The following is a 23,846-nucleotide window of genomic DNA, read 5'->3' as shown; positions in this document are numbered from 1 at the left end:
TTCAAAGTCCAAGGCAAAAGGGTCAGGAATGGCGCGATCGATAATGTGGCTGTACGTCAATAACAATTTTGAAATGGCTCTTACAGAGAACGGCAAATTCAACAAAAAGTTTGTTGAAACACCATTCGCCGAATTCTCTAATATTGGCTGAACCGTGCTTATCAATTACTGCCTGATGGTTCCTTGCAAAAACTTAGCGGAAAAGCACTTTATGCCGCCCGTGGTGCAACTATGCGAAAGGTGGCTGCGATGATTTACTCGGAGTTGCTGAAGGAATTGTCTGATTAAGATAATATATAAAGCGCCACTGCTGTTTCAAGTGGCGTTTTATAATTTACCAATTATATCCCCGCATTGAGGATTTAGAAGCACTCTAGGAATTAACCATGTTCGGCGATCTGCAAAAAGTCCAAGCCAAGGTGAATGAAATGGCGCAAATCAGCCACCAATATCGGGCTTTTACTCAGACTATCCGGGAATATGCGGAGAAACTAGAGGAAGAGCCAATTTTAGAGTTGTTGACTAAATACATCAATACCAATAATAATAGTAGATGAAAAAAGATCATATTTGGGAGAATACGATGCCAGATCGTCGCGATGATGGTGTGATTTTAGTTATTGATGACGATCAAACAAATATCAAAGTAATTATTGGAATTCTCAAACCAGCAGGATTGACCGTCATTTCGGCTCGCAATGGGGAAATGGGAATCAAGCGAGGGTTGTTTGTACTTCCCGATCTGATTTTGCTGGACGTGATGATGCCCGGTATTGATGGGTTTGAAACTTGTCACCTTTTAAAATCAGAACCAGCCACTCAAGCTATTCCGGTTATATTTATCACGGCCATAGATGATGAAGATAGTAAAGTCAAAGCATTTGATGCGGGGGGAGTAGATTATATTACTAAACCATCTGGACAAAGAGAGGTATTAGCACGGGTCAAAACCCATCTATCACTGAAGCGCAAGCAAGAGCTATTAGAGCGTCTGGGAGAAATTGATGGACTCACCGAAATCCCCAATCGTCGTCAGTTCGATCGCGTCCTGAAGGGAGAATGGAGGCGATCGCAACGCCGGGAAACCTCCTCGGCGTTGATTATGATCGACATTGATTACTTTAAGAATTTTAATGATTCCTATGGCCATGTATCTGGGGATCAGTGTCGGAGAACAGTGGCACAAACATTAGCCAGTTCAGTCCAACGTGCAGCGGATTTTGTGGCTCGGTATGGGGGCGAAGAATTCGCGGTGATTCTACCAGAAACTAATTTCGATTCAGCCACAGCAATTGCCGAGCAAATTCGCCAAAATGTGGCATCCTTGCATCTGCCTCATGTGATTTCCCAGGTTTCTGATTATGTCACCTTGAGTCTAGCAGTTGCCACAGTCATTCCCAACGATGAAACCTCTGCCAACAATTTAATTGAAATGGCCGATCGCGCTTTGTATCGAGCGAAAAGCAACGGACGAAATCAGGTAAGATCCTCAACAGATCGCGATCTGTGATCGCGAGGAATAAGCGATCGCACAGAGTCAAGATTCGGTTGGCCATGCTTTGCGCCTCCAAATCTAGGGATCCACTGAAACAATCCCTCTTCCTGTCCAGCAACAACAACTTAACCACAAATCGCCCAACCCAAGGATAAAAAAGGATAAAAAAGGATCAAAATGAAATTTCAGCGTTCTACGATAATATTGCTGTTCGGTGCTCTGCTTATGGGTGGAGCGTTCTATTACTATGAAACTTTAATTATCCCCGCCCAAGAAGCGAAAGAAGCTTTTGCCAGAAAACTATTTAAATTTAAAGAAGAAGATGTTCAAGCTTTATTCGTCAAAACTCAAAGCCAAACATTACGCTTTGAACGCGCATCGGATTTATCTACGCCCCAAGACCTCTGGTTAATGCAAATTCTAGAAGTGGCAGAAGCAAAGGAAGAAAAGCCATCCCCAAAAGCCACCCCGAAAGCAACGGCAAATCCTGAAGAAACAGCGGCAGAAACTCCCGCCGAAACGGGAACTCTTGAAGAAACAGCGGCAGAAATTCCCGCCGAAACTGCTGAAGAAAATGGGGCAGAAACTCCCGCCGAAACCGCTGAAGAAACCGTCAACGCAGAAGAAACTGCGGCTACGGAAAATAGTCAAAGTCCCGATCGAATGCCAGAGAAGTCAACCCAGACATTTCAGGAAAAAGTTTATGCTAATGAGGCTTATGTATCGTTTTTATTAGAACAATTAGTCAGCGATCGCAGTCAGCAAACTTTGACCGCTACCCCGGAACAAGTTAAAGAATATGGGTTAAATCCTCCGGTTGCCATTATCGAAGTGATCCTCAAAGACCAGAGAATTTATCAAATGATTCTGGGCAAATCAGAATTTAGCGGCAACGCTATTTATGCTCAAGTGAATCCACCGCTGCCAGAAACCGAAAATCAAACGGTTTTAGTGGTTTCCAAAAATTTTGAGTATGCGGTCGATCGCACCCTAGAAGACTGGAAACAACCAGCGGCAGTTTTAGAAGAAAATCCAGCCACAACTCCGGAGAGTCCTGCCAAATTAAATCCAGAACAAACGCCAGAAACTTTGCCGCCCAGCAATGAAACGGAAAATCCCGCCCCGGAAAATAACCCTGAACCAGAAACATTAGAACCAACCCCGGAAAGTTCGGCGCCAAATCCAGAAACGACGGAACCCATGAATCCAGAAAGTCTCCCAGAGGAAAATTATGAATAATCAGGTAATTACCCGTAATCTAACCAAAAATTAAGCTTGTTAGACTAAAATTAAATATGAAATCACCAACAGCAACTTTACTATTTTCTTGCCCAGACCAACGTGGATTAGTGGCAAAAATTGCCAATTTTATCTATTGCCATAATGGTAATATTATTCATGCTGACCATCATACGGATTTTGCCGCTGGGTTATTTCTGACCCGGATTGAGTGGCAATTAGAGGGATTTGATTTGTCCAGAGAGGCGATCGCCCCGACGGTGGCAAGTTTAGCTAAATCCCTCGATGCTACTTGGCAACTGCACTTTTCCGATCGGGTGCCTAGACTATCAATTTGGGTTAGTCGCCAAGACCATTGCTTGTTAGATTTGCTATGGCGACATGAAGCAAAAGAATTTTTAGCGGAAATTCCCCTGATTATTAGTAATCACCCGGATTTAAAAGCGATCGCCAGTCAATTTGGGGCAGATTTTTACCATATGCCGATTACCAAAGCCAATAAAGCCGAACAAGAAGCCAAACAATTAGAACTATTAAACTATTACCAGATTGATTTAGTTGTCCTGGCCAAATATATGCAGGTATTGAGTGCGGATTTCTTGAGCAGCTTTAATAATGTGATTAATATTCATCACTCATTTTTGCCCGCCTTTGCCGGGGCGAAACCGTATCATCAAGCTTATCAGCGGGGCGTCAAAATTATTGGCGCAACCGCTCATTATGTCACCCCAGACCTAGATGCAGGGCCAATTATTGAGCAAGATGTGGTCAGAGTCAGCCACCGGGATGATGTTGATGATTTAATCCGCAAAGGCAAAGATTTAGAGCGAATGGTGTTAGCCCGGGCAGTGCGATCGCACTTACAAAATCGCGTCTTAGTCTATGGCGATCGCACCGTCGTTTTTGCTTAATCATTCGTCAGATTTGGGCGTAATTCCTATATATATTGTAAGCATTCAGTAGGGTTGATTCGCGAATCAACCCTACTGGCGAATCAACCCTACTCCCGAATCAACCCTACTCCCGAATCAACCCTACTCACAAATCAACCCTAGGCGATCGCTCTGTCTGTGAACCTTATATTATTTATATTTGATAATTAAATAATATTAATCACCAAAGTTTATAGTATTATTAATATTTTGGTTAAATTTTATTTTTTTCTAATGGTTTGATGTTGAATTACTGCTATACCCGCCCAACCAATAAAACTGCCAATAAAATAATAGGGAAAATCTGACCACTGAAATGTATTGCCCAAAGCCAAACGCCCGATTAAAGTGGCGCGAATGGCTTGTAAAAATGGCGGTTGCCACAATTGGAGAAATTCTAATAAACAGGTAGCAAGACACACGCCCACTGCCGCCCATATTGGGGAAATTTGCGGCCTAATTAAGACCACGATCAAGATCCAAAAAATCTCATAAGGCACTCCGCCAAAACTATTATTTAACCATTCTTGCCCCGGCCCGCGATAGAATTTTATCATTAAGCCCAAGGGAGCGATCGCCAGAATACTGATCAGCAGTGCTAGGCGATAACGAAAAAACCGATGTTGGGGAGAAAATGGGAAATTCATAAGGGTTATTTTGAGCAAATTTCTAAGGTTGTTGTGTCTATTATGCCTAAAATATCTGGAGAAACGGGTTATTTTCCTGGATTGAGGATGAGTGGATGATAAAATTATTGTTTTCCGCTTTAACGCTTTCTGGAATTACGCGATATTTCTGCCAAAAATAAATCTTTTCTGGAGATTTCTGCGGGAAAACCAATCGGGGGTGACGCTGCACCCCCGATTGGTTTATGATGATTTAATGATGATTTGCTGACACCACACTCCCCTGGTGAGCGATCGCCTTAAAAGCTAAAGGCGGCACCCGCTTGAACCGAGAAGGCTAGTTCGTTGTCACTGTTGGTATTGTCATAAGCATTAATCCCCATTTTGCCATTACCAAAGATGACCACATTGTTTCGCAACTGCATTTCTCCTCCGAGGGTGACGACTGGGGCATTACGATTTCCCAGGGCGGTTAATTCATCTTCTTTGGTGATGAAAGAATAGCCTCCACCGACGTAAATATTGGCGTTGTCAGTCACGGCTAAATCGTAGGTGATTTCCGGGACGAGGGCAGCGGCTTTATCATTGAACAAAGCGGCACCGCGTAAAGATATCGGGGCATTCGGGGTGGTGATTCGACCTTGCAGCCCGCCGGTGAAGACACTTTGATCACTGTCTTCTACGGTGTTAAAGCTGCCACCGGCTGTAGCGCCAATATAATTGGTGGTGACACCTTGTTTGCCGGTGATTGGATCCATTGCATTGGCGGCACCACTGGCGACGACGGTAGAACCCATAACGACGATTGATAAAGCAGAGAGAGTTGCGGATTTGATTAAGCTTTTCATGGTGTTTGTTCCTTTTGAGTTGTATCTGAACTTTTGATATTCCAACTCTAGGTGGTCTATTTGAGTTCAAGTGATGAGCTTGTGCAGGTTTGTTGGCTGACTATTTTTTTGCTGTGGACTGGTGGGTGCGATCGCACCTTTGTGATCAAGGAAAAGTCTTGTGGTGATTTGTTTTTGTCTCCTTCCAGGGATGAGCGATCGCCCTTGCTTATTCCGTAGAACATGGGACAGTTTTTTGACTGGCAACAGGGGTGTGGGGTGTAGGGTATGGGGCCGCCATCGGTGTGGGGGGCAGAGGAGCAGCGGTTCCCCACACCCCACACCTCTTACCCTGAGCCTGCCGAAGGGCTACACCCCACACCCCAAAAAACCGATAGATCGTGGATAGATTCAGAGAAGTTTATGTCGAAACAGCGATCGCTCCGATCCCAATCCAAGCTACGATGGTGGTGAATTTGGATTTGCGTTTATCAGGTTTATGAAACAAATATTTTCTAAGCTTCTAGCTTTAGTCTTAGTTATGGCGATCGGTTTGATGGGTTGTTCCGGGGGTACGGGAATTCTCACGGGTAATTACACTCAAGATACCCTCAATTTGGTGAGCAGCTTAAGAACCGCCATTGAATTGCCAGAAGGTTCTGAGGAAAAAATCGCCGCTCAAGCAGAAGCACGTCAAGTCATTAATGAATATGCTTCTCGCTATGTCCGCGATCCGAATATCGCCAAACTGCCATCTTTCACTACTATGCGTACCGCTTTAAATGGTTTGGCCGGTCATTACAATTACTATCCCAACCGTCCGGTGCCAGAGAAATTAAAGAACCGCTTAGAGCAAGAGTTTAAACAGGTAGAAGCATCTTTGAGACAAGGGGTTTAATCTGGAAACCCAGAGCAGTAGGTTGCAATTCATTATCTGCGATTTGTAGAAACTAATTAAAACCTGCTGTCTCTGCTATATGTTTATACATTAGATGATTTTTAATGATGAAACTATTCAGTAATTCAGATAATAGACTTTTTGCTTTCCCAAGCTAAAAATCCTCCCTTTTTAGCTTGGGAAAGCAAAAAGTCTATTATATAATATTTCTATTATATAATCTTGATATAATCTTGATATAATTTTGATATAATTTTGTCGCCTCTTTATCTTCTGCCGTCACATTCAAGGTGCAGTGGAATTGAATGTTAGATTGTGCTATACTTTTGGATAAAAATATGGTAATTCAAGCATGATGAATCATCCATCCTTAGACAAATTACTGCAAGACTTAAAAAATCCCGAAGAACAAGTTAGAGCCAATGCCACTCATCAGTTGTGGCATATTTGGTTTCATCAAAAGGGCGTCTATGGCTTAGAATTTCTTCAGCGATCGCAAATGTTATTAGAGTTGGGCAAAATACAAGAAGCGGAAGCGATCCTGAATGAATTGATTAAAGACCAACCGGATTTTGCGGAAGCATGGAATCGACGAGCGGTGCTGTATTACAGTGTGGGCAAATATCAAAAAGCCATCAAAGACTGTGAAATGGTCTTACAACTGAATCCCGTTCATTTTGGGGCGCTGCATGGGTTGGGATTATCTTATGCAGCGGTGGGAGAATATCGAGCCGCGATCGCAGCTTTTCGTCAAGCTTTAGAGGTTCAGCCTTATTCACTGATCAACCAAAAACTGATCCTAGAATGCACCGCTCGTCTAAGTTAATCCTGAATGTAAAGCTTTAGTCATGTCCCATAAAATATCCGTTAAATTTTATGGTAATAATTTACCAAAAATTAGGGTTTAACATGGGCAATTTCCGGTCAGCGAGTCGGGAAAATTGCTCCCTATTTTCGGCTCTATTTTCTTGATCAATGAATTCCGAGAACTTGAGTCCGAGAAGTTGAATCCGAGAACTTGAGATTAATCGATGATTTGCAGCCATCCGCGCCGAACCGCATGGAGTATGCGATCGATGGTAGACAGTTCTTCTTCACACAGGGAGGTTTTCAGCAGGGCAAACATCAGTCGTTGGCGATCGCTCGCAGTTAAACCGCCTTGACTCCAGATTTTGCTAAATAGCTTACTCACCTGAGAATAGATGAGATAACTTTGATCTGGCATCATGATCGTGACTTCAATTGACTATTCACCATATATTCTCTAATATTTTTTTAATAATTTTGGTGATTTTAAGCAGCCACCCTGGTGATTTTACGCAGTAATTTTCGTGACATAAATCCAAAGTTTATGTGATGGAGATCATTAGTTAAACTGATTTTCATCACCATTAAACCAAGACAAAATCAAAGGGAAGGGAATTATAAATAAAATATAGAAAAATAAAAAACTGAAACAAAATAAAATAAAGAGGACAAAATGACGAAAAAAGCCATAAAAACCACGCGCCGGTCTTTTTTAACCCTAAGTATGATGGCGGCTGGAGGGGCGATCGCTTGTTCTGCCTCAAGTCAACCGGAAAAATCCGCGAATGTCCCCCCCAGCAGCAACATACCTTTAACTCTGCCGGTCAACCCAACCATACCAGAACGATTATTAGGTAATACGGGGCAGTCCCTGCCGATTTTTGGCCTTGGCGGTGCTTCTCGACAAACTCCTTTGTCTAAATTGGATCAAGAATCAGCCGCCGTCAAAATTATTGAACAAGCCCTGGAATTAGGCATTCGCTATTTTGATACGGCACCAAGTTATGGGCCGAGTGAAGATTATTTAGGAAAAGTCTTGCCACCGTACCGATCGCAGATATTCCTCGCCTCGAAAACTTCTGCCCGAGATCGGGATGGGGCTTGGCGAGAATTAGAGCGATCGCTGCAACGCTTGAACTCGGACTATCTCGACCTGTGGCAACTGCACCATGTATCCTTTGACTCGGAATTAGACCAAATTTTTCAGTCTAACGGGGCGATCAAAGCGATCGAAGAAGCCAAAGCCCAAAAAATTATCCGGTTTAGCGGCATCACCGGACACCACGAACCGGATATTATTGTCAAAGGATTAGAGCGGTATCCCTTTGACACCACATTAATTCCCGTGAATGCCGCCGAACGCCATCATCCCCGTTCCTTTATTTCCCAAGTCTTACCCGTTGCCCAACGGAAAAATATTGGCGTCATTGCCATGAAAGTCCCCGCTTACGGCAAACTTTTGACCTCTGGGGTTCTCGATGGCATGGCGCAAGCAATGGGCTATAGCCTCTCTCAGCCCGGAGTGCATTGTTGTATCGTCGCCGCAGATAGTGTGGCACAGTTGGCGGCGAATGTGGCGGTTGCCCAAGGGTTTCAACCCCTGAGTCAAACCGCGATCGCCCAAATTGAACAACGCACCGCAGCCCAATGGGAAGACAACACCTTTTTCCGGGCTTGGACTTGAAACAATTTAAAGGGAATTTAAAGGGGAGGCATCGGTATAATCGGCATTCGGCGGAGCACACCGAGTCCTAAGTCTTTTTCCGAGAGCGATCGCACCTCAAACAGGCCCATCATATCTTTCAGTTGGGGATTGCCTCGGGAAGCCCCGGTTAAACCCATAGCAATTAACAATCCGCAATAGCCCTGAGTTTTTTGGCAGCGATCGTCCCACTTTTTCCGCGCCTCTTGATGAACCGGGTCATCCTCTAAAAATTCCCCAAACAAATGTAAATCACCGTTTTTGCTCTGTAAAATGCCCAGGTCATAACGCTGATCGATTCCCGGTTCCTCTCCCTGATTAAATCCAATTCCTTGAATCGGGCCGACCCGATCCAAATCGGCAATCAACTTTTTCGCCTTGGGTCGCGTGGTTTGAATCAAAATCACCGGCAACCCATCCCCATCTTGGGTCACATCAGCGGACTGATAACAACTCAACCTTTGCCGCAGTAGCTCCACAACATCCCAAGGAATCAACCCTAAACCCAAAAAAGAATTTTCCGGCACCAGGTCATCTTGTAACCGAGGCGGCGCCTCCATCTCTTCCCGTTGACGTTGAGCAATCAGACTCATTTGATAGAGTTCTTCAGACACCTCTGGCAGGGTAGCCACTTGCACCGATATTTCCCTTTTGCCCAATTCCGCTTCTGGGGGCACCGGAATTCTATAGCGACTACTTAACGTCGGAAACTCATTATCGGCCAATTTGCGGCGATAGGATTTAATAAAGCGATGCAAAGCTTCCAGGGAAACTAGGGTAATCAGTGCTTCCTCTTCATAAAGAATTGACCGCAGTCCTTCCAGGGGATGCAAATTGCCAAACGAAGGCTCAATATCTTCTACATCTGCATTCGCCAGATCGATCTCATCATCATCGTCTAATTCTTCAGCGCTTTCAAAGGTGACAAATAAACAATCTTGGGAGAGAAAAGCTTCTTCGATATCTTCCCCAGACTCTCTTTCAATGGCGCGTTGGCGAAACTGCTTCAGGGAATCCAAAGACCGATATAACAAAATGCCATAATCGAGGCCCAGCATCCCCATCACACAAATATAAATATTGTCCACATCCCACTGATTGATTTCCACTGTCAAAATTTGGTGATCTCCCAGGAATTCCCAAGGGGCATCTTGCCAAATTTGATAGCTTTTCTCTAGCAATAAGCTGGCATATTTCCGGGGTAACGCTTCCGGTCGATTATCCATCGCCTCGGAAAAACCGCGAAAGATTTCATCAATTAAAGGTAAGTCCGGGACATATTCAATATCAATGTCCAGTTCTTGCAGCACTCCCCGCAAGAAAAACTGAATTTCCCGGTCTTTGACCACAATTTTCTGCGGACGAGCCGGATTTCCGGGACTGTGAGGATGCTCCATCCCTCGCAACAACGTGCGGACAACTGCCGCAGGTCCAGTTTGTGGGGACACCACATCCATTGCTCGGACAATTCCTTGGGATCCATCCACCCACAAAATACAATCGCCGCCACCGTCTGGATTTTGTGGGTCATCTATATAGCCCATCGGTAACGGTTGAGCTAACCGACGGCGATCGCCCTCCCACACGCTGTTGGGAATTTGTGGCAGTTTTTTTAAGCGACGACGAGTGGAGCGATTCAATGCAGCCATAAATTTATAAATAAATTAACGAATTATGGAACCAGTTAGGGAATAAATCCGGGAGTTTGTAGAGGACAACAATAGACCTAGTGAGGATCTTTTTCCGCAGCAATTATCGCGATCGAGAAATATGGAGTCACATTCCTTACCTAACATCCTACAAAGTGGTTCAAAATTACAATCAGTATTATTGACGACTTCTGACGTTTTGCCTAGCCCAATGACTTGGCAACCAGCCATGACTTGGCGCCCAGCAGAGGATTTGACCCCATTCAACCATTCTGCTTTCACCCTTTTCACCATTTTCACCATTTTATCGGGTTAAGGAACCGCTTTCATTTTGACATATCGAGTCCAGTGGCACAAAGCAGCAATGGGGCTAAAATGAAAATAACTCATTATCCTATATTCAAGAAGGAGTCTTAGAACCTGATGGCAACAGCAACTCAGTCGTCGCAAAAAGGCATCCAAATGACCGAAAGCGCTCTCCAGCAGATTCAACTACTGCGTAAGCAACAAGAAAAAGACCTCTGCTTGCGTGTGGGAGTCCGTCAAGGGGGTTGCTCTGGTATGTCCTACACAATGGACTTTGAAGACGCCAGCCAAATCACCGAGAAAGACGAAGTTTACGATTACGAGGGCTTTAAGGTGGTTTGCGACCCTAAAAGTTTACTTTATCTCTATGGCCTTGTCCTGGATTATAAAAATGCCATGATTGGCGGTGGTTTCCAGTTTACCAACCCCAACGCCACCCAAACTTGTGGCTGTGGTAATTCCTTTTCGGCTTAAATCTGGTATCTTGACTGTTGGTTATTAACCGCGATCGCGGTTATCGTTATTGGTTGGTTGTTTGTTGTTGTTGGTTGTTTGTGATTGGATTTTCAAAACGAACAGCAAATAACCAATAACCAACAACCAACAACAATCAACCAATAACCAGACCAGAAAAATTATCCACGAATCGAATTATCTAATTAAAGACATGACTCAAATCGACGAACTGTTTAATGAGGGTTTACAACGCTATCAAGCGGGGGAAGACCCAGCTACCCTGATTCCTGTATTTAAAGACCTGTGCGATCGCACCCCCAAAAATAGCAATGCTTGGACTTGTTTAGCTTGGCTATACTTATTAGTCGATAAACCGAAAAATGCTTATAAAGCGGCTCAAAAAGCCGTAAAACTGAATCCTCAAGATCCACAAGCCCGGGTAAACCTAGCGGTAGCCATGCTCGACAGTGGCGAAAAAGGGGTTCGTCCGCATATTGAATTAACCCAACAACTAATCATCGCTTCCTCAGAATTGCACGATGAAGTGAAACAAAATATCGCCGATGGCTTGACCAGAAAACCGGAATGGAAAAGCTTACTTCAAGTGCAAAAATGGCTATTTTAGCCCGATAAAAACCCCTAATTTTTTCGCCGATTTTAGACAAAATCACCATTGATTTGCTCTGATTTTTTTAGACAAAAATCATCAATTGTCCATCGGAGTCTATCGAGGGATTCAAGATTCGCAAAAACATAAATAAAACATAGATAAAACACAAATTATGTATGTATGCGAATCTTGAAGGCTACTGGCTAGTTAATTGCTAGTTAACCGTTAATCATCCATTTGCCAAGGTTCAGTCACGGCATTCTCATCAAAAATCTTTTTCGGTCGTAAAACCACGATAACTTGTCCGAGAATGGGACTTTCTGGGGCAGAATCAAACCAGTTAATTTCTAATTTGTCCCCATTAGCAACTAAGAAATAACTCTGACTACTCCATTCCCGTAAAGTGCGATCGACCACCACCAAAATCTCTTCCGGTTTTCCGGGCAGTGGTTGAGGTAACTGTTCGCTAGAGCATAATATGCCCACGGGTTCACTGATATTCAAAATCACTTGCCATCCCGGTAAGGAAACCAAAGCACAAGAACCGGAAAAATTCACCACCATAAAATCGCCAGTTTTCTCTAAAATTGGCATAGCGGCAAATTCTTGGGGAGATGCATCCAGCGATCGCAACACGGGAATAATCTGAGATAAATCATCGTCAGACTCTAAGCGATAAACCGGCAACAAAGGGGCTTTCCGGGTGGGCACTACGGTAAAATCTAACAGCAATTTCTCAATTTCTTGTCGGGCTGTTTGAGAATAGGCAAACTTTAAACCCTTGGCAATTAAAACCGATCGCTGTTGCAGATCCTTTTTTTCTCGCGCAACTTTCCAATATTGATAAGCCATTGTATCCCCAGGATGGGCAGAAAATCCCGCTGGTTTTTTGGCCAAAACCGCATATTCTTTCATCGCTTTGGCCATTTCATGGGCTGCATCCACATCCAGATTTTTTTCCATCGCAAATTCTGCCGCTGTCACGCGATCGGCCTGGTTCAAAACCCGCAACTCATGCAAAACATCACTGCGTGGCCCTAAGAAATACTCAGCCACCGCTTCAGACACTTGCCCTTTAATTAAACTATCATAGACTTGGGAGGCAACGATAATTAAATTTTGCTGCTGCGGTTGAAATCCAGTTTCTTCAAAAATCTTTTGTGGCGTATAGCCAGCTTTTTTTAACTCTTGACAAGCATTTCCCCAATCTACCCAAGTTCCTTGTTTATAAATCAGGAGTTGTAATAACTCAGCGATCGTTTCTTCCGAGGGTTGAGAATTTGCCGAAGTGTCGTGAGGCATTTGAGTCATAAAACGAAGAGAAAAACAATACCTCTCTCAGTTTCTCACAGCCAGTCCTCATCCGCAGAGAAAAATTAAATCATAGGGAGCGGGGGTGTGGGGGAAAACAATTAACAATTGACAATTGACAATTGATAATTGATAATTAACAATTATCAATTATCAATTACACCCCAACCACCAGCCAGAAAATTAATTCAAATTTGACCAGTCTAAGATATTTTTATAAGTAAGGTAATACGTCAATGTCTATGAAAGTACAAAGGAAACTCCCAGGTAATTCCCGGCGAATCAGACAAATCGAAAATATTCGCGAAAGTGCTTTAGGTTTAGTCTCAACCAGGAGTTTCCCGGCAATTATTGGCACAGCGGATATGATGTTAAAGTCCGCTGGTGTAATCCTCGTGGGTTATGAGAAAATTGGCAGCGGTTATTGTACGGCAATTATCCGAGGCAAAGTAGCGGATGTGCGGTTGGCGGTGGAAGAAGGCGCCCGGGTTGCCGAACAGTTTGGCCAATTTGTTTCTAAGTCCGTGATTCCTAGACCAATGCCGAATATGGAAGTGGTGTTTCCTCTGGGGAGTCGGTTGGCAGAGTTGGCGTTTGAACAGCAAGGGTCATCCCGTTTAAGTAATCAGGCGATCGGGCTGCTGGAAACTCGCGGATTTCCGGCAATGGTCGGCGCTGCTGATGCCATGCTGAAGGCTGCCAACGTGCAAATGGCTGCTTATGAAACCATTGGGGATGGTTTATGTACGGCAATTATTCGGGGTCGCGTGGCTGATGTCGCAGTCGCGGTGGAAGCGGGGATGTATGAAGCGGAGAGGATTGGCGAATTGAATGCGGTGATGGTGATTCCTCGACCGTTGGAAGACCTAGAACATACTTTACCCATAGCAAGCTGCTGGATCGAAAAACCGGAACCGTTGCCCGTGTTAACGCCGAAAGCGCTTAAACAAGAAGTGGAAAAACAACCGTTAAAACTTCCCGAAATCGAAAAAGTTCCCTTGGCGATCGAGGAGTCAAAACCTGTTATGGAAAAGAAAAAACAATATTTAGATCGCTCAGAATTACTTTAAGGGAAAAGAAACCCCAGGGACAAGAAACCCCAGGGACAAGAAACCCCAGGGACAAGAAACCGGGTTTCTTTAGACAACCTTTGCCACCCCACCAGCCCCTACAGAGAAACCCGGTTTCTAACCCCAGGGACAAGAAACCGGGTTTCTCTAAGAAATCTCGGCCTCCCCACAGGCCCCTACATAGAAACCCGGTTTCTAACCTCTCCAGGTTTCTAGCCCCAGGGACAAGAAACCGGGTTTCTATGATGTTTTTTCGTTTGTGGCAAAGGTTAACGTTAATTACCCGGTTTCTGGGCCGCCCCAGGGACAAGAAACCGGGTTTCTTTAGACAACCTTTGCCTCCCCACCAGCCCCTACATAGAAACCCGGTTTCTAACCGCTTCAGGTGTTGGGACCCTTCGACTTCGGCAAAGAAGAAACCAGCGCAAGAAACCGGGGCAAGAAACCGGGTTTCTATGACATTTGTTTGTTGGTGGCAAAGGTTATCTAAAGAAACCCGGTTTCTGGGGTTGGTGGCAAAGGTTAACTTAAGAAACCCGGTTTCTAACGTCTCTCTCAAAAAGGAAATTATGTCAGCAAAAGTTATTTTAACCATCACCAAAGGCAACCTAGCGGGACAAAAATTTGAGTTTGATTCCCGCGCTACTTGTATTATCGGTCGGGCTGATGATTGCTATCCGAAAATACCCGATGATGAATATCATCGCACAATTTCCCGTTATCATTGTTTGCTGGATATTAACCCCCCAAATATCCGGGTGCGGGATTTTGGCAGCAAAAATGGCACGTTTGTCAATGACCAAAAAATTGGCCAACGAGAAGCACATCACAGCCCCGAAGAAGGAGCAAAAATCAAGTTTCCTGAATATGACTTAAATCCCGGAGATAAAATTAAACTCAGTAATACGATTTTTTCGGTAGATATTGTCTCCGACCCGGAATTTTTACCAACCCCGAATGTAGATAAAGTGCCACTTTATCGTGCTACAGTTCATTCGCCAAAACCGAATTTATGGGACTGGTTAAAAGGTTTATTAAAGCGGGCAAAAGCTGGTGAGGAAAATTTAAGGTCGATTAAACATTATACCCTATTGCGTAAATTGGGTGAAGGTGGTTTTGGGGAAGTTTATTTAGCCAAAAATGAGCAAACCGGGGAAGAAGTTGCCCTTAAAATCATGTTACCGCAAGTCGCAGCCAGTCCCCGCGCCGTGGAAATGTTTCAGCGAGAAATTGAAAATACTAGGGTGTTAAATCATCCCAATATTGTCAAACTAAAAGATGCGGGTTTTGCCGATGGCAATTTCTTTTTTACTTTAGAATATTGTAATGGTGGCAATGTTTGTGATTTGATGCAACAACTTGGCCGAACTTTATCAATTGATGAAGCTTTGACAATTACTCGACAAGTTTTGGATGGGTTAATTTATGCTCATCAAGCGGAAATTCCGGCGGTAAAATTGGCCGGTGGTGGTTTTGGTAAAGGTCGCGGTCTGGTGCATCGGGATATTAAGCCGCCGAATATTTTTTTAGTGCATGAAGGGGGAAAATTTCAGGCCAAAATCGGCGATTATGGGTTATCAAAAGCGTTTGATTTGGCGGGGTTAAGTGGCTTTACCATGAGTGGTGATAAAGCAGGTTCTCCGGCGTTTATGCCCCGGCAACAAGTGATTGATTTTAAGTATGCAGATCCGGCGGTTGATGTGTGGGCTGTGGCGGCTTGTTTGTATTTTATGTTAACAGGTTTTATTCCCCGCGATTTGAGTGGGCAAGACCCATTTTTGGCGGTGTTGAAAAATAATCCGGTGCCCATTCGCGATCGCGCTTCCTGGATTCCCGAATCTTTGGCCAAAATCATAGATCGCGCCTTATTAGATCAACCAGAATTATATTATAAAACGGCGGCAGAATTTAAAGGGGCGATCGAAAAAGCAACCTAACCCCAGGGACAAGAAACCAGGGACACAGGGACAAGAAACCGGGTTTCTTTAGACAACCCTTGTCACCCCACCGGCCCTTAGATAGAAACCCGGTTTCTAACCTCTCCCGGTTTCTCACCGCCCCAGGGACAAGAAACCGGGTTTCTTTAGACAACCCTTGTCACCCCACCGGCCCTTACATAGAAACCCGGTTTCTAACCGCTTCAGGTGTTGGGACCCCTTGACTTCGGCAAACCAGAAACCGGGGCAAGAAACCGGGTTTCTATGATATTTGTTCGTTGGTGGCAAAGGTTAACTTAAGAAACCCGGTTTCTGGGGTTGGTGGCAAAGGTTGACGCAAGAAACCCGGTTTCTGGGCCGCTTCAGGTTTTGGGGTTAACTGACTTCGGCAAAGAAGAAACCGGGTTTCTATGATGTTTTTTCCTTGGTGGCAAAGGTTGACGCAAGAAACCCGGTTTCTGGGGCTATTCTTCAAAAGTTAAATCCTCGCTTATATTCTCCATATTTACATCTTCTAAAAAATCCCGATAAGCATCCGCTGAAACCAACTCCAATCCATCCAATTTCGGCAAACTACCCCGACGCAAATCAACATATTCTTGATAACTGGAAAACTCCCAATCCTCTGCTTTCTCCACTAAATTAGCCTCGACGGGATTTAAGTGAATATAACGAGTTAGATTTAATAAATATTCGTCTTTATCTACATGAATCGCCTGAAACCGTCCTTGAAATAGTGACCCTACCCTTTTATACCGTTGATTAATCGCCTTAGCATAAGACAAAGTAAATGCCTGCATCAGCTTAGAAAAATTTTCAGTGTTCAGATAGACTAATAAATGATAGTGATTGGGCATCAAACAATACGCAATAATATCCACGCCGCGATGCATCAAATGGGTTCTTAATTGGCGTAAAAAATAAGTATAGTTATCTTGTTCAAAGAAGATTAGCTGACGGTTATTACCTCGGTTATAAACATGGTAATAATTACCCGCTTGAAAGATAACTTCGCGACGTGGCATATCAGGATTTAGGATAAGAAAACCGAGAAAAATTATCGCATCAAACCGGGTTTCTTGTCCAGGGGCGCAGAAACCTGGGGCGGTGGGAAACCTGGAGGGGTTAGAAACCGGGTTTCTATGGAGGGGTCGGTGGGGTGGCAGAGGTTTCTTAGAGAAACCCGGTTTCTTGTCCAGGGGCGCAGAAACCGGGTTTCTTTCGACCATCGAAAGCCACCAACGAACAAATGTCATAGAAACCCGGTTTCTTGGAAAGCCGAAGTCGAAAGGCCTCAACACCTGAAGCGGTTAGAAACCGGGTTTCTATGGAGGGGCCGGTGGGGTGGCAGAGGTTGACTTAAGAAACCGGGTTTCTTGCCCCTGCATTAATACTTGATTTTTTAGTCAACATAAGATTGATTTTTTAGTCAACATAATTGTTCTTAAAACTTTACAAAACTTTACAAAAAAAAAAAAAGGCGCTTCGCGCCAAAAGGGAAAAAGAGAAAAAGAGTAGAGGGAAATTAAGTTCTCGGCAGGGAGATCCCAATACGGAAGCCAATAATGAGATACCGATAGCCCGGATCGAGGTAGTAACGATGCGCCGAACGGCAAGCCCTGGGACCGTCGAACCAGAATCCGCCACGCAACAGCTTATTATTTTTATGGGTAAAAATTTCTTTCAACCAATGGATCCAATTACGCTCAAAATGATAATCATTATCATTCTCATTTAGCCACGCCAAACCATTAGTCGGGGCGCCAGTATAGCTGTCGTGCCAATCGTCTAAACACCACTCCCAAACATTCCCGTGGATGTCATACAAGCCAAAAGCATTGGCGTGTTGAAAATGACCGACGGGAGTAGTTTTTTCGCGGTAAACGCCTTTAGCACCTGAGCCATAGGTATAATTGCCATCATAGTTGGCCAGGTCGGTTGTCAGGGTTTCGCCGATGTGAAAGGCTGTGGTCGTTCCGGCTCGTGCCGCATATTCCCACTCAGCTTCACTGGGCAAGCGATAGTTTTTCTCAGTTTTTTGACTTAACCGCGCACAAAATTCGATGCAGTCATACCATGAAACACATTCAACGGGAAGATTTTCTCCTTTAAAATATGACGGGTTGGGGTCGAGGTCTATTTGCAGCTTGGGAAAACTGGCCACTTGCCGCCATTGGGCTTGGGTCACGGGATATTTGCCCATCAGGAAAGGTTTGATGGTGACTTGATGCTGCGGCTTTTCATCATCATATCCTTCACCAGCAGGGGAACCCATCATAAATGTACCCCCAGGAATATAAACCATTTCCAGGGTGATGCCATTGCCCAGGTCGGTGATGATTTGTTTCGCTTGCCCTTGACTGCGGCTGATTTCTTTCCCCTGGGCGTTGACTTTGACGATGTTAAAGGTAAAGGTGGTAAAAGGACCTAGTAATTTTAACCACTCAGCGACGGACTGGGGACGGTTTGCGGCTTCTAGTTCCAAGCCTTTGAGAATGGCGGCATTTTCCCAGTCAGGGATTTGCGGATTATGCTGTTTCGGTTCCGGCAAGGGAAGTTTCAACTCATCCCGAAAATTAGCGGGGATCGGGCTTTTACCTGTCCGCAAATTATATAGCGTAGCGGCCAAAGCATAGACATCAGTATAGGGACCGAATTTTCCTTGCCGTTTATATTGCTCAATGGGAGCATAACACTCGGTTCTGGAGTTGGTCATGGTGCCGGTTTGTCCGTAGGCAAACTGTCTGGCTAACCCAAAGTCAATTAACACCGCGCTACTATCACTACGGCGCAACATTATATTTTGGGGTTTAATGTCCCGGTGTAATAATTCTTGGCTATGTACCAAAGTCAAAGCCGCCCCAATTTGCTCCATAATTTTTAGGGCTTGCTGGTGGGACATGGGGCCATTGTCTTCTACGAATTCCGCTAAGTTCTGCCCTTGGATATATTCCATGACCATACCCATGAGTCCTTGATGTTCCACCACTTCATACACTTGGACAATGTGGGGATGATGACATCTTGCCAGCCGTAATGCTTCGTTGACAAAACTGACCTGGAGGCTGGTAAATTCGGCGATGGTTTTGTTGGTTTGTTGTTGGGTGTTGAGGGTTTTGATGGCGAAGGTTTTGCCGCTTTTGTCTTTAGCGGTGTAGGTGCTGCCGAAGCCACCGCCTCCGAGGATGCCGGTGATGGTGTATTTGCCTTTGTCGAGTTGCTGGTTGGGTTGCCAGATGACGGGTTGCCAGATTTGGGTCATGGGAGTGAGAAACCGGGCTTGTTTAGATCAGCTTTGCCACATAGTCTAGAGTAGCATAGAAGGGACAAGAAACCGGGTTTCTTAAGTTAACCTTTGCCACCCCACAGGCCCCTACATAGAAACCCGGTTTCTAACCTCTCCCGGCTTCCCACCGCCCCAGGGACAAGAAACCGGGTTTCTTAAGTTAACCTTTGCCACCCCACAGGCCCCTACATAGAAACCCGGTTTCTAACCTCTCCCGGCTTCCCACCGCCCCAGGGACAAGAAACCGGGTTTCTTAAGTTAACCTTTGCCACCCCACAGGCCCTTACATAGAAACCCGGTTTCTAACCTCTCCCGGCTTCCCACCGCCCCAGGGACAAGAAACCGGGTTTCTTAAGTTAACCTTTGCCACCCCACAGGCCCCTACATAGAAACCCGGTTTCTAACCTCTCCCGGCTTCCCACCGCCCCAGGGACAAGAAACCCGGTTTCTAACCTCTCCCGGCTTCCCACCGCCCCAGGGACAAGAAACCGGGTTTCTAACCGCTTCAGGTGTTGGGGCCATTTGACTTCGGCAAAGAAGAAACCGGGTTTCTATGAGAGTTGTTGGTGGGTGGCAAGGGTTAACGCAAGAAACCCGGTTTCTGGGCCGAAAAAAGAAACCGGGTTTCTGGGGGGACAAGAAACCGGGTTTCGGCGATAATTTATCTATCCTAACCGAGATTTTCGTCAATTACCCGGTTTCTCAATTTTCAAGAGGCGATGATATGCAGTTGAGGTTTGAATGGCATGAAGAAAAAGCCGAAAATAACCTCAAAAAACACGGAATTAGTTTTGAGGAAGCAAAAACCGTTTTCAATGACCCATTATCGATAACGATCGCTGATTCCCAGCACTCGGATAATGAAGATCGCTATATTGATATTGGTCGGTCCAGTCAAGGTCAGTTACTTGTTGTAGTTTACACAGAACGTCAAGCAAACATTCGGATTATTAGTTGTCGGAAAGCCACCAAAACAGAGAGGAAAATCTATGAACAATCATAATTTTGACCAGCCAGATATCACTGATGATGAAATGCTTCCAGAATATGATTTTACCGGGGGCATACGCGGCAAGCATTACCAAGCCTATCGGCAAGGACATACTGTGACCATTCATCAAACCGATGGCAAGGATATTGTTCAATATTTTACTCTGGAAGATGGAGCAATTATGCTTGATCCAGATGTGCGGGAATATTTTCCTGATGCTGAAACGGTGAATAGGGCTTTACGCACTTTGATTAGTTTGTTTCCGAAAAATTGTCAGGCAATTTGAATTCAGCAGGAAAGAAACCCGGTTTCTGGACTCCTGGACAAGAAACCGGGTTTCTCTAAGAAATCTCGGCCTCCCCACCGGCCCTTACATAGAAACCCGGTTTCTAACCTCTCCAGGTTTCTAGCCCCAGGGACAAGAAACCGGGTTTCTATGATGTTTGTTGGTGGGTGGCAAGGGTTGACGCAAGAAACCCGGTTTCAGGGGTCCTTGGACTTCGGCCGACAAGAAACCGGGTTTCTATGAGCGTTGTTGGTGGGTGGCAAGGGTTGACGCAAGAAACCCGGTTTCTGGGCCGCTTCAAGAAACCCGGTTTCTGGGGCTCTAGCTGCCGAGTTCTTGAGACCTTTGGGCGGCTTTGCGGACGGCTTCAATTAAGGCGGAACGAAATCCGGCGCTTTCTAGTTGGGCAATTCCGGCAATGGTGGTTCCCCCTGGACTGGTGACTCGATCTTTGAGTTCTGCTGGGTGCATTTCCGTTTCTTTGAGTAGTTGCGCGGTGCCTAATACGGTGTTTAGGGCTAGTTTGGCGGCGATCGCCCTTGGTAAACCAGCCGCAACACCGCCATCAGTTAAGGCTTCAATGGCGATCGCGACATAACCAGGGCCAGAACCGGAAAGCCCCGTCACTGCATCCATCATGGATTCGGGGACTTCCACCACATCCCCCACTGCTTGCAATATCTGCTGACCTTGTTGCAAGTGCGACGGTGTAACCAGTTTCCCAGGGGCGATCGCGGTAATACCTGCCCCCACCGTTGCCGGAGTATTGGGCATTGCCCGAATCACAGGCTGTTGGGGAAATGCCGCCTCCAATTTCCGCAGAGGCACCCCGGCGAGAATAGACAACACCAACTGGTCTTTAGCATCACCGGCAGATAACTGGGCAACTACTGCATCAAATACTTGGGGCTTAATTGCCAATAAGAGCACCCGATCTGCCAAGGCGACAGCCTGATTATCAGATGTCACCTGAACCTGATATTTTTCACTTAAATATTCTCTTCGCTGAGGTAGGGGATCGCTAACGATCACCTCTTGAGGCGCATAGACGCTTTGGGCGATTAACCGGGATAAAAGCGCCTCTCCCATTACCCCACCGCCAATCATGCCTAATTTTATGGACAATTTTCTCTAATCCTTTCTGCTAATTATGGATAATTTTAAAACAGTAGGGTGGGCAAAATCTTGCCCACCCTACGAATAGATTTACTAGCAGAAAGCGAGAAACTTACTGAGAAGCCATCCGCATTTGGTCATCATTCCAGTTTCCGGTCGGCGCTATTGGCTGACGCGAAGAGCGGATATGATGTTGCAGGACATCATGGACAACACCAGACTGAGTGCTGACTTGAACACAACTCGGTGTAAACAAAAAGATGCTTTCACCAATTCTTTCTTGGTGGCCATCCAGGGCATAAGTTCCACCGGCAATAAAATCGACGGCTCTTTGGGCTTGGTCGGGATCCATCATGGTCAGGTTCAACACCACAGATTTGCGTTCCCGCAAACCTTGGATGGCTTGAGGCATTTCTTCAAACGAGCGAGGTTCCATTACCACAACTTCGCTGATCCCATTAGCGGCACCGGGCATTCCAATCACATTATTCATCCCCTTTAAATTTGTATTCATTCCTGTATCTGCTCCACCCATACCAATATTTGAAGAACTCATGCCAACAGCACTAACTGTTCTGTCTCGAAGTCTACTACGGGTCTGGCTATTATCGGCTGGGGCGGCTGGGGCAGGCGGTTGTTCTGGGTACAAATTTTGATAGCCTTGTCCCTCCGCATCTCCATCATAGTATTCATCATATTCGTCGCCTGGGGTGCCGGTGACGAAATCTCGTAACTTAGAAAAAAGGTTGTTCACTGTTCACGCTCCCTCATTACATAATGATTCACTCAAGGCCAGAGCTTTCCTGATTAAAACGCCGATTTGATCTTACAAGTCGATGACTTACTCGTAACTCTGTCCCCTGTTCTTTGCTTGCTCGCGATCGCGGTGTCGCAATTCTTCTTATCCTAACTGGTGGTTGACTGCACCTTTTTATCTGCTTTAATCACTTACCCGTAAAGGCTCCCAAACCTGCCGGGATTTCACTACTGTCTTTAGATTAACAGTATATTTATTAGACACGAGTGCAAAATACCGAGGTCGATCCCCCCAACCCCCCTTAAAAACGCCACTCGGCTTTGCACGAATGAAAGCAAGAAGTCTATTATGCCTAGATCACCAGCAAGCACCCGTTTTTTGAGTATTGGCAAAGTCCTAGGCTGTAACAATAGGGTACAGGATGCTTTTAATATATTATAAGTGTCTCGGCGGTTTTGACATTTCTGGATCAATTATCTTAAGTTTTTTATTTTTTTGCTACAGATTGGCAGTTAGCGATCGGGTTGGTTGGTGGTTGGTGGTTGGTGGTTGGTGGTTGTTGGTTGGTGGTTGGTGGTTGGTGGGTAGGGATTCTTTGGTTGTTCGGACAACAAATAACTAACAACAAATAGCAAATAAGAAATAACAAATAACAATCTACCTAAATAAAATTTGTCCCAAGCGGACGATAGTGGCACCTGCTTGGACGGCTAAGGGGTAGTCCCCGGACATTCCCATTGATAAATCTTCCATAGAAATATGCGACCAATTTTGTTGCGCGATCGCTTCACTCAACTGACGGGCTTGGTGAAAAAAATCTAGGTTTTCGATTTCATTTAAGCCCAAAGGAGCAATCACCATTAAGCCTCTAATCTTTAAATTAGTGCAATCATTTAAAGCGGGTAATTCTTGCATCAGTTGCTCAATTTCCCAGCCAAATTTATTCGGATCTGGTAATATTTTTACCTGTAAAAGTATTTGCGGCTGCCTAGATAATTCCCCCGCTAGTCGGTTTAATTTTTGGGCTAAAGCTAAACTGTCAACGGAGTGAATCCAGTCAAAAAGTTCTAAGGCTTTTTTGGCTTTATTGGTTTGCAGATGACCGATTAAATGCCAGGTAATGTCCGATAAATCTGGTAATTGAGCTTTTTTTTCCTCCATATCTTGAATTTTATTTTCCCCAAAATCTCTAATTCCGGCGGCATAAGCGGCTCTAATTTCCTCAACGGAGACATATTTACTGACGGCAACCAGGCGCACGTTGGCCGGTAGGTTTTGGCGAATGTTGGTAATTTTTTCTCTGATGGCTTGATTCATCATTATCAATAATTTAAATAGGGTAAAATGGGTTAAATATGGTTATTGACTAATGTTGACTAGAAATTTTAATAAATTGAGGACTAATCTTATGGCGATCGTCAATAATTAATAGACCAGAGTAGCTCGACAGGATTTTTACAGGAATATGAGAGTTATGAAATAGCGATCGCGCTCAGATAGCGCTCAGACCGCGCTCAAAATATTACCTGTTTAGCGAAAATCCTG

26 protein-coding genes are annotated in these 23,846 nt (G+C 44.9%); 14 read left to right on the top strand and 12 right to left on the bottom strand.

Going from position 1 to position 23,846, the window contains the following annotated elements:
* The first annotated feature begins 386 nt into the window (after positions 1–386).
* From ABWT76_RS10505 to purU, 4 genes are all read left to right on the top strand, one after another.
* Positions 387–557 carry a hypothetical protein gene (locus ABWT76_RS10505; RefSeq protein WP_156332141.1) on the top strand — a complete coding sequence of 57 codons (171 nt, stop codon included), beginning with the start codon at positions 387–389 and terminating at the stop codon, positions 555–557.
* Between the two features lie 26 nt (positions 558–583).
* Entirely contained in the window at positions 584–1,510 is a 927-nt protein-coding gene (locus tag ABWT76_RS10500; protein WP_054470410.1) for a diguanylate cyclase domain-containing protein, read from the top strand.
* Positions 1,511–1,672: 162 nt separating this feature from the next.
* The gene (locus ABWT76_RS10495) at positions 1,673–2,734 is read left to right on the top strand and encodes a DUF4340 domain-containing protein (protein ID WP_082349233.1); all 1,062 of its coding nucleotides are present in this window, start codon (positions 1,673–1,675) and stop codon (positions 2,732–2,734) included.
* Between the two features lie 56 nt (positions 2,735–2,790).
* Positions 2,791–3,645 (top strand): formyltetrahydrofolate deformylase, encoded by an 855-nt coding sequence (gene purU, locus ABWT76_RS10490; RefSeq protein WP_054470403.1) that lies wholly within the window; start codon positions 2,791–2,793, stop codon positions 3,643–3,645.
* Positions 3,646–3,887: 242 nt separating this feature from the next.
* Here the strand turns inward: purU and ABWT76_RS10485 are convergent, their stop codons facing one another.
* Complete coding sequence (locus ABWT76_RS10485) at positions 3,888–4,313, bottom strand: DUF2809 domain-containing protein (protein ID WP_354636048.1); 426 nt, start codon at positions 4,311–4,313, stop codon at positions 3,888–3,890.
* A 278-nt stretch (positions 4,314–4,591) separates the two neighbouring features.
* Positions 4,592–5,140: a hypothetical protein gene (locus tag ABWT76_RS10480; RefSeq protein WP_054470075.1), complete on the bottom strand. Its 549-nt coding sequence runs from the start codon at positions 5,138–5,140 to the stop codon at positions 4,592–4,594.
* Between the two features lie 60 nt (positions 5,141–5,200).
* Here ABWT76_RS10480 and ABWT76_RS10475 point away from each other — a divergent pair, with 60 nt between their 5' ends.
* The 3 genes from ABWT76_RS10475 (at position 5,201) to ABWT76_RS10465 (ending at position 6,843) form a co-directional block, all read left to right on the top strand.
* Positions 5,201–5,359, top strand: coding sequence for a hypothetical protein (locus ABWT76_RS10475; protein WP_156332113.1), 159 nt, complete (start codon positions 5,201–5,203; stop codon positions 5,357–5,359).
* 259 nt (positions 5,360–5,618) lie between these two features.
* Positions 5,619–6,017, top strand: coding sequence for a photosystem II protein Psb27 (gene psb27, locus ABWT76_RS10470; RefSeq protein WP_054470076.1), 399 nt, complete (start codon positions 5,619–5,621; stop codon positions 6,015–6,017).
* 352 nt (positions 6,018–6,369) lie between these two features.
* The gene (locus ABWT76_RS10465; RefSeq protein WP_354636047.1) at positions 6,370–6,843 is read left to right on the top strand and encodes a tetratricopeptide repeat protein; all 474 of its coding nucleotides are present in this window, start codon (positions 6,370–6,372) and stop codon (positions 6,841–6,843) included.
* Positions 6,844–7,041: 198 nt separating this feature from the next.
* On the opposite strand, the gene ABWT76_RS10460 is transcribed toward ABWT76_RS10465, so the two are convergent.
* The gene (locus tag ABWT76_RS10460; protein WP_231636967.1) at positions 7,042–7,245 is read right to left on the bottom strand and encodes a hypothetical protein; all 204 of its coding nucleotides are present in this window, start codon (positions 7,243–7,245) and stop codon (positions 7,042–7,044) included.
* Between the two features lie 252 nt (positions 7,246–7,497).
* On the opposite strand from ABWT76_RS10460, the gene ABWT76_RS10455 reads away from it, so the two are divergent.
* Positions 7,498–8,508, top strand: coding sequence for an aldo/keto reductase (locus tag ABWT76_RS10455; protein ID WP_354636046.1), 1,011 nt, complete (start codon positions 7,498–7,500; stop codon positions 8,506–8,508).
* 17 nt (positions 8,509–8,525) lie between these two features.
* On the opposite strand, the gene ABWT76_RS10450 is transcribed toward ABWT76_RS10455, so the two are convergent.
* Positions 8,526–10,175, bottom strand: coding sequence for a DUF6930 domain-containing protein (locus tag ABWT76_RS10450; RefSeq protein WP_054470080.1), 1,650 nt, complete (start codon positions 10,173–10,175; stop codon positions 8,526–8,528).
* Positions 10,176–10,598: 423 nt separating this feature from the next.
* Here ABWT76_RS10450 and ABWT76_RS10445 point away from each other — a divergent pair, with 423 nt between their 5' ends.
* Together ABWT76_RS10445 and ABWT76_RS10440 are read left to right on the top strand one after the other, a co-directional pair.
* The gene (locus tag ABWT76_RS10445) at positions 10,599–10,955 is read left to right on the top strand and encodes an iron-sulfur cluster assembly accessory protein (protein WP_054470081.1); all 357 of its coding nucleotides are present in this window, start codon (positions 10,599–10,601) and stop codon (positions 10,953–10,955) included.
* A 193-nt stretch (positions 10,956–11,148) separates the two neighbouring features.
* A complete protein-coding gene (locus tag ABWT76_RS10440; protein WP_054470082.1) occupies positions 11,149–11,562 on the top strand; it encodes a M48 family metallopeptidase in 414 nt (137 codons plus the stop codon).
* Positions 11,563–11,772: 210 nt separating this feature from the next.
* On the opposite strand, the gene ABWT76_RS10435 is transcribed toward ABWT76_RS10440, so the two are convergent.
* Positions 11,773–12,858 carry a RuBisCO accumulation factor 1 gene (locus tag ABWT76_RS10435; RefSeq protein WP_190880714.1) on the bottom strand — a complete coding sequence of 362 codons (1,086 nt, stop codon included), beginning with the start codon at positions 12,856–12,858 and terminating at the stop codon, positions 11,773–11,775.
* 242 nt (positions 12,859–13,100) lie between these two features.
* Here ABWT76_RS10435 and ABWT76_RS10430 point away from each other — a divergent pair, with 242 nt between their 5' ends.
* Both ABWT76_RS10430 and ABWT76_RS10425 read left to right on the top strand, forming a co-directional pair.
* Positions 13,101–13,928, top strand: a complete 828-nt coding sequence (locus tag ABWT76_RS10430; RefSeq protein WP_054470084.1) for a BMC domain-containing protein — start codon at positions 13,101–13,103, stop codon at positions 13,926–13,928.
* 455 nt (positions 13,929–14,383) lie between these two features.
* A complete protein-coding gene (locus ABWT76_RS10425; RefSeq protein ID WP_354636045.1) occupies positions 14,384–15,865 on the top strand; it encodes a protein kinase in 1,482 nt (493 codons plus the stop codon).
* Between the two features lie 262 nt (positions 15,866–16,127).
* Here the strand turns inward: ABWT76_RS10425 and ABWT76_RS10420 are convergent, their stop codons facing one another.
* The 4 genes from ABWT76_RS10420 to ABWT76_RS10405 form a co-directional block, all read right to left on the bottom strand.
* On the bottom strand, positions 16,128–16,340 hold the full coding sequence (locus ABWT76_RS10420; RefSeq protein WP_354636044.1) for a hypothetical protein: 213 nt from the start codon (positions 16,338–16,340) through the stop codon (positions 16,128–16,130).
* Complete coding sequence (locus ABWT76_RS10415) at positions 16,330–17,121, bottom strand: transposase (protein WP_354636043.1); 792 nt, start codon at positions 17,119–17,121, stop codon at positions 16,330–16,332. The genes ABWT76_RS10420 and ABWT76_RS10415 overlap by 11 nt, the downstream gene beginning before the upstream one ends.
* 269 nt (positions 17,122–17,390) lie before the next feature.
* The gene (locus ABWT76_RS10410; protein WP_354636042.1) at positions 17,391–19,127 is read right to left on the bottom strand and encodes a bifunctional serine/threonine-protein kinase/formylglycine-generating enzyme family protein; all 1,737 of its coding nucleotides are present in this window, start codon (positions 19,125–19,127) and stop codon (positions 17,391–17,393) included.
* A gap of 405 nt (positions 19,128–19,532) precedes the next feature.
* On the bottom strand, positions 19,533–19,673 hold the full coding sequence (locus ABWT76_RS10405) for a hypothetical protein (protein WP_190879837.1): 141 nt from the start codon (positions 19,671–19,673) through the stop codon (positions 19,533–19,535).
* A gap of 31 nt (positions 19,674–19,704) precedes the next feature.
* Here ABWT76_RS10405 and ABWT76_RS10400 point away from each other — a divergent pair, with 31 nt between their 5' ends.
* Positions 19,705–20,154 carry a BrnT family toxin gene (locus tag ABWT76_RS10400; RefSeq protein WP_313890675.1) on the top strand — a complete coding sequence of 150 codons (450 nt, stop codon included), beginning with the start codon at positions 19,705–19,707 and terminating at the stop codon, positions 20,152–20,154.
* Entirely contained in the window at positions 20,141–20,428 is a 288-nt protein-coding gene (locus tag ABWT76_RS10395) for a hypothetical protein (RefSeq protein ID WP_054470420.1), read from the top strand. Before ABWT76_RS10400 ends, ABWT76_RS10395 begins: the two co-directional genes overlap by 14 nt.
* A gap of 321 nt (positions 20,429–20,749) precedes the next feature.
* On the opposite strand, the gene proC is transcribed toward ABWT76_RS10395, so the two are convergent.
* The 3 genes from proC to ABWT76_RS10380 all read right to left on the bottom strand — a co-directional run bounded on the left by proC (position 20,750) and on the right by ABWT76_RS10380 (position 23,618).
* Positions 20,750–21,535: a pyrroline-5-carboxylate reductase gene (gene proC / locus ABWT76_RS10390; RefSeq protein ID WP_354636399.1), complete on the bottom strand. Its 786-nt coding sequence runs from the start codon at positions 21,533–21,535 to the stop codon at positions 20,750–20,752.
* A gap of 121 nt (positions 21,536–21,656) precedes the next feature.
* Positions 21,657–22,298: a cell division protein SepF gene (locus ABWT76_RS10385; protein WP_054470425.1), complete on the bottom strand. Its 642-nt coding sequence runs from the start codon at positions 22,296–22,298 to the stop codon at positions 21,657–21,659.
* A 660-nt stretch (positions 22,299–22,958) separates the two neighbouring features.
* Positions 22,959–23,618, bottom strand: a complete 660-nt coding sequence (locus tag ABWT76_RS10380; RefSeq protein WP_054466254.1) for a YggS family pyridoxal phosphate-dependent enzyme — start codon at positions 23,616–23,618, stop codon at positions 22,959–22,961.
* Positions 23,619–23,846 lie beyond the last annotated feature (228 nt).

The organism is Planktothricoides raciborskii GIHE-MW2, from assembly GCF_040564635.1.
Classification (GTDB): domain Bacteria; phylum Cyanobacteriota; class Cyanobacteriia; order Cyanobacteriales; family Laspinemataceae; genus Planktothricoides; species Planktothricoides raciborskii.
This window is presented reverse-complemented; position numbering and strand designations above follow the sequence as displayed.

Coding starts and splice junctions, on each gene's coding strand:
- ABWT76_RS10450 (WP_054470080.1), bottom strand. CDS start 10,175: ATGGCTGCATTGAATCGCTCCACTCGTCGTCGCTTAAAAAAACTGCCA.
- ABWT76_RS10400 (WP_313890675.1), top strand. CDS start 19,705: ATGAGAGTTGTTGGTGGGTGGCAAGGGTTAACGCAAGAAACCCGGTTT.
- psb27 (WP_054470076.1), top strand. CDS start 5,619: ATGAAACAAATATTTTCTAAGCTTCTAGCTTTAGTCTTAGTTATGGCG.
- ABWT76_RS10465 (WP_354636047.1), top strand. CDS start 6,370: ATGATGAATCATCCATCCTTAGACAAATTACTGCAAGACTTAAAAAAT.
- ABWT76_RS10505 (WP_156332141.1), top strand. CDS start 387: ATGTTCGGCGATCTGCAAAAAGTCCAAGCCAAGGTGAATGAAATGGCG.
- ABWT76_RS10380 (WP_054466254.1), bottom strand. CDS start 23,618: ATGAATCAAGCCATCAGAGAAAAAATTACCAACATTCGCCAAAACCTA.
- ABWT76_RS10425 (WP_354636045.1), top strand. CDS start 14,384: ATGACATTTGTTTGTTGGTGGCAAAGGTTATCTAAAGAAACCCGGTTT.
- ABWT76_RS10455 (WP_354636046.1), top strand. CDS start 7,498: ATGACGAAAAAAGCCATAAAAACCACGCGCCGGTCTTTTTTAACCCTA.
- ABWT76_RS10440 (WP_054470082.1), top strand. CDS start 11,149: ATGACTCAAATCGACGAACTGTTTAATGAGGGTTTACAACGCTATCAA.
- ABWT76_RS10435 (WP_190880714.1), bottom strand. CDS start 12,858: ATGACTCAAATGCCTCACGACACTTCGGCAAATTCTCAACCCTCGGAA.
- ABWT76_RS10485 (WP_354636048.1), bottom strand. CDS start 4,313: ATGAATTTCCCATTTTCTCCCCAACATCGGTTTTTTCGTTATCGCCTA.
- ABWT76_RS10430 (WP_054470084.1), top strand. CDS start 13,101: ATGAAAGTACAAAGGAAACTCCCAGGTAATTCCCGGCGAATCAGACAA.
- ABWT76_RS10415 (WP_354636043.1), bottom strand. CDS start 17,121: ATGACATTTGTTCGTTGGTGGCTTTCGATGGTCGAAAGAAACCCGGTT.
- ABWT76_RS10495 (WP_082349233.1), top strand. CDS start 1,673: ATGAAATTTCAGCGTTCTACGATAATATTGCTGTTCGGTGCTCTGCTT.
- ABWT76_RS10410 (WP_354636042.1), bottom strand. CDS start 19,127: ATGACCCAAATCTGGCAACCCGTCATCTGGCAACCCAACCAGCAACTC.
- ABWT76_RS10445 (WP_054470081.1), top strand. CDS start 10,599: ATGGCAACAGCAACTCAGTCGTCGCAAAAAGGCATCCAAATGACCGAA.
- ABWT76_RS10500 (WP_054470410.1), top strand. CDS start 584: ATGCCAGATCGTCGCGATGATGGTGTGATTTTAGTTATTGATGACGAT.
- ABWT76_RS10395 (WP_054470420.1), top strand. CDS start 20,141: ATGAACAATCATAATTTTGACCAGCCAGATATCACTGATGATGAAATG.
- ABWT76_RS10480 (WP_054470075.1), bottom strand. CDS start 5,140: ATGAAAAGCTTAATCAAATCCGCAACTCTCTCTGCTTTATCAATCGTC.
- purU (WP_054470403.1), top strand. CDS start 2,791: ATGAAATCACCAACAGCAACTTTACTATTTTCTTGCCCAGACCAACGT.
- proC (WP_354636399.1), bottom strand. CDS start 21,535: ATGATTGGCGGTGGGGTAATGGGAGAGGCGCTTTTATCCCGGTTAATC.
- ABWT76_RS10460 (WP_231636967.1), bottom strand. CDS start 7,245: ATGATGCCAGATCAAAGTTATCTCATCTATTCTCAGGTGAGTAAGCTA.
- ABWT76_RS10405 (WP_190879837.1), bottom strand. CDS start 19,673: ATGGCCCCAACACCTGAAGCGGTTAGAAACCCGGTTTCTTGTCCCTGG.